Source organism: Pantoea sp. CTOTU49201 (assembly GCF_032054795.1).
GTDB classification, from domain to species: domain Bacteria; phylum Pseudomonadota; class Gammaproteobacteria; order Enterobacterales; family Enterobacteriaceae; genus Pantoea; species Pantoea symbiotica.
On sequence record NZ_DAMBSA010000537.1, the window covers coordinates 1 to 2,500 of the forward strand.

2 protein-coding genes and 1 pseudogene are annotated in these 2,500 nt (G+C 57.8%); 1 reads left to right on the forward strand and 2 read right to left on the reverse strand.

Translation table 11 applies throughout. The annotated features are described in order from the left end of the window. Nucleotides 1–88: 88 nt before the first annotated feature. Nucleotides 89–1,252, reverse strand: a complete 1,164-nt coding sequence (locus RTY00_RS23420) for an MFS transporter (protein ID WP_265299305.1) — start codon at nucleotides 1,250–1,252, stop codon at nucleotides 89–91. A 362-nt stretch (nucleotides 1,253–1,614) separates the two neighbouring features. Here RTY00_RS23420 and RTY00_RS23425 point away from each other — a divergent pair, with 362 nt between their 5' ends. After that, entirely contained in the window at nucleotides 1,615–2,241 is a 627-nt protein-coding gene (locus RTY00_RS23425; protein WP_312666562.1) for a serine protease, read from the forward strand. Nucleotides 2,242–2,343: 102 nt separating this feature from the next. Here the strand turns inward: RTY00_RS23425 and RTY00_RS23430 are convergent. Further along, nucleotides 2,344–2,500: pseudogene (locus RTY00_RS23430) on the reverse strand (aminomethyltransferase); the annotation flags it as partial.

A 2,500-nucleotide genomic window follows, 5' to 3' on the forward strand; every position in this document is an offset into this window, starting at 1 on the left:
GACCGGCTTCGGCGCTGGTCGATCACTTCTGCGACCACCTGCAACGGCACGTGGCGGCGTTTCCACAACGTATTGCCGAGCGGCTGGCTTAAGCGTTGACCGCTTCGCCCTGCCCGCCCGATTTGCGGAAGGTGATCAGGCAGATCACCAAGCCAACCGCGGCGAGTGCTGCGGCGGCAACCGGCACCGACGTCAGGCCATAACCTTTCTCGATCACCGCGCCGCCGACCCACGCGCCGAGCGCATTGCCGACGTTGAAGGCGGAGATATTCAGCGTCGAGACCAGATTTGGCGCATCTTTGCCGTGGCGTACCACGTTAATCTGCAAGCCTGGCACGGTGGCGAAGGTTGCCATCGCCCACAGGAACAGCGTGATTTCCGCCAGCCACAGCGCATGGCTGGTCCAGCTGAACAGCAGCGAGAACAGCGCAATCAGCACAAAGCTGAGGATCAGGCTGAACGACACTTTCCAGTCCGCCAGCTTGCCGCCAAGGATGTTGCCGACGGTCAAACCCGCGCCAATCAGGAACAGCGTCCAGCTGACACCACGATCTGAGATGCCGGTCACCTCTAACAGCAGCGGCGCAATGTAGCTAAACAGCGCAAACATCGCCGCCGCAAAGAACACCGTCATCAGCAGCGACAGCCACAGTTTGCCGTTGGCCAGCGCGCTGATTTCACTCGCCAGATGCACCGGCTTCTCTTCTTTGTTGGTCGGCAGGCTCACAATAAGCGCGATAAAGGCAAAGATGCCGATGATTGCCACGCCCCAGAAGGTGGCGCGCCAGCCAAACATCTGACCAAACCAGGTGCCGAGTGGCACGCCGAGCACGTTCGCCAGCGTCAAACCGGTGAACATCAGCGCCACAGCAGAAGCCTGTTTACCCGGTGCCACCAGACTCGCCGCGACCACCGCGCCAATGCCGAAGAACGCCCCGTGACACAGCGCCGTCACCACACGCGCCAGCATCAGCAGGTTGTAGGTGTAGGCCAATGCACAGAGCACGTTACCGATGATGAAGATGATCATCAGCAGAATCAGAGTACGTTTACGCGGCAGTTTGGCGGTCAGCAACGCCATGATCGGCGCGCCAATGGCCACGCCCAGCGCGTAACCGCTGATCAGCCATCCCGCAGAAGGAATCGTCACTTGCAGATCGCCCGCCACCTCGGGCAGCAATCCCATAATGACGAATTCCGTGGTGCCGATGGCGAACGCACTCAGCGCCAGCGCCAGTAATGCAACAGGCATAACACACTCTCCCAATAATTTTTTGCAGGCGGGCCGCACTGCGAGCGCAGTACGGTTACAACAGACGCTTATTAAAATTTGAACTGCGTCACACTGTTATTAAAGCATAGCCCTCTCATGCCAACCACCCCGCGCGCCGCAAGGCTTATTTGCGCCCGCAGCAATAATCCCTGCGCGGGAAAATGTCACTGACTAACAATTGAGACAGATTGATGTTTCCGCGCTACGCTTGAAAAGGATGTGATCGTTATCACAGCGAGTCAGCTTTTGACGCAAAATCAAACAGTAAAGGATGGACGTGCACTGCCGATACCTCAATGGATTGCCCGGTTATGTGGTGTCAAAAATCGAGGGGAAAGCGTATGCGATGGCTCATCGCGCTAACGGTTGGCTGCCTGAGTGGCTGCTCTGTTGGGCATTACGAATACAGCAAAGAAGCAGCAAAACGCGTCGATATGACCGTCACCGGCATTCCAACGGTGCTGGGCATTGGTGCGCTTGGCACCACCATTCCTCTCACGCCCGAATACAGTCTGACGGCGGCCCACGTGGCCAAGTATTCGCTCTATCGGGTGAAAGCCTGGCATCCTGAATGCGATATCGCCGTGGTGTACCACAAAAACAGCGAAGCCAATCTGCCGCCGCCGTTCCGCAATAGCCATATTGGCGATGAAGTGAATCTGTATGGCTACAGCTTTATTTCCGCGATGCCGGTGGCGTCGAGCGGCAAAAATCTGATCAATACCACGCTGGCGAATGACTGGAACAAGGCCAGCTGTGTGGTGGTGGCGGCCAATGCCGGCGTGGTGAAAGGCATGTCCGGCGGCGCGGTGTATAACGCCAGTGATGATACGCTGGCGGGCGTGATTGTCGGTTACAGCAGCCAGGTTGATGACAATAAAAGCGGTAAGACGTTGTTTAAGAATGTGGCGCTGTATGTGCCGTATGCACGGTTTCAGGCGTGGCTGGATGGGGTGGTGAAGTCTTAAGTTGGGTGCGGGCTGATGCCCTCATCCCGGCCTTCTCCCACAGGGAGAAGGAGACGATGCCACATGTTCGCTCGATCGGTCCCCTCTCCCGCTGGGAGAGGGCTAGGGTGAGGGAACCCACGCACCCTTCAACTGCACCTGCGGGAATCCGCTGGTCAAAATACGTAGCTCGGCATCGCGCGGAGTGTTGTCGCCCTGCCCCTGAATGCTGACGATATCCTGCGGACAAGCGGAAAACGCCACAAAACAATCCATCTCG